Annotated in this window: 1 protein-coding gene; it reads left to right on the forward strand. The window is 79.4% G+C overall.

Annotated features, from left to right (window positions below; all coding sequences use genetic code 11):
* Positions 1 to 936, forward strand: a 936-nt coding sequence (locus tag EAO70_RS36680; RefSeq protein WP_410091604.1) for an ROK family protein, incomplete at its 5' end; no start/stop codon positions are given.
* Positions 937 to 1,151: the final 215 nt, after the last annotated feature.

A 1,151-nucleotide genomic window follows, 5' to 3' on the forward strand; every position in this document is an offset into this window, starting at 1 on the left:
GTGGGGGCGGTTCTGGCGGGCTTCGCCGCGCCGGGCGCACACGCCGGTCGCGGGCGAGACGCAGGCCCCGGGGCGGACCTCGCCCCTGGTCCGCGCCCCGGTCGCGTGCAGGACCTCGCCCCTGGTCCGCACCCCGGTCGCGTGCAGGACTTCGCCCCTGGTCCGCACCCCGGTCGCGTGCAGGACTTCGCCCCTGGTCCGCACCCCGGTCGCGCGCAAGACTCCGCCCCTGGTCCGCGCCCCGGTCGCGTGCAGGACTCCGCCCCCGGGCCACTCCCACCGTCCGTCCTCGGTGTCGGGGTCGCCATGCCCGGCCCGCTCGACCACCTCGCCGGCGTGCCCGGCCGGGTGACGGGCTTCCCCGAGTGGGACGGCCACCCCGTCCGCGAGGAGCTGGCCCGGCGCCTCGGGCTGCCCGTCGTCCTCGACAAGGACACCAACGCCGCCGCCCTGGGCCTCGCCGTCCGCCCCGCCGCCCCCTCCTCCTTCGCGTACGTCCACCTCGGTACGGGGCTCGGCGCCGGTCTCGTCCTCGGCGGGGCCCCGCTCCGGGGGGACAGGACGGGCGCCGGCGAGCTGGGCCACCAGACCGTCCAGCTCGACGGGCCCGCGTGCGGCTGCGGCGGCCGCGGCTGCCTGGAGGTCCTCTGTCTCGCGGCGGTCGCGCGCGGCGACGGGGCCGAGGCCGCGCGGATCCTCGGCGCGGGCGCGGCCAACGTCGTACGGCTCCTCGACATCGACGAGGTGCTGCTCGGCGGCCGGCTGGTCCTGGCCGCGCCCGAGGTCTTCGCGGGCGGGGTGCGAGAGGTGCTCGCCGGGCTGGGCCTCACGGCCCCGGTGCGCGTGGCGGGGGACCGGGACGCCGTGGCGGAGGGCGCGGCCTGGCTGGTCCTGGCCCCGCTCTTCGGCGGCGGGTCCGCACCGCGGTCGGCCTGAGCCGGGCCCTCGCGCCGGGTCCGCGCGCCCCGGGGCTTGAGCCGACCATCCGCCAAGCCGCCCATCCGACCGTACGACTGTAGGCCGATCAGGCGGATCGGCCCGGCCGTCCGGGGGTGGTCGCGGTGTCGCCGTCCCGGCCCCCGCCCCTCGGCGTGGCAGCGTCGCGGCCGACCCGTACGTCCGCGAGCAGCGAAGGTCCTCACCCCATGCCC

The sequence above is a fragment of the Streptomyces sp. adm13(2018) genome, assembly GCF_008042145.1.
Taxonomy (GTDB): domain Bacteria; phylum Actinomycetota; class Actinomycetes; order Streptomycetales; family Streptomycetaceae; genus Streptomyces.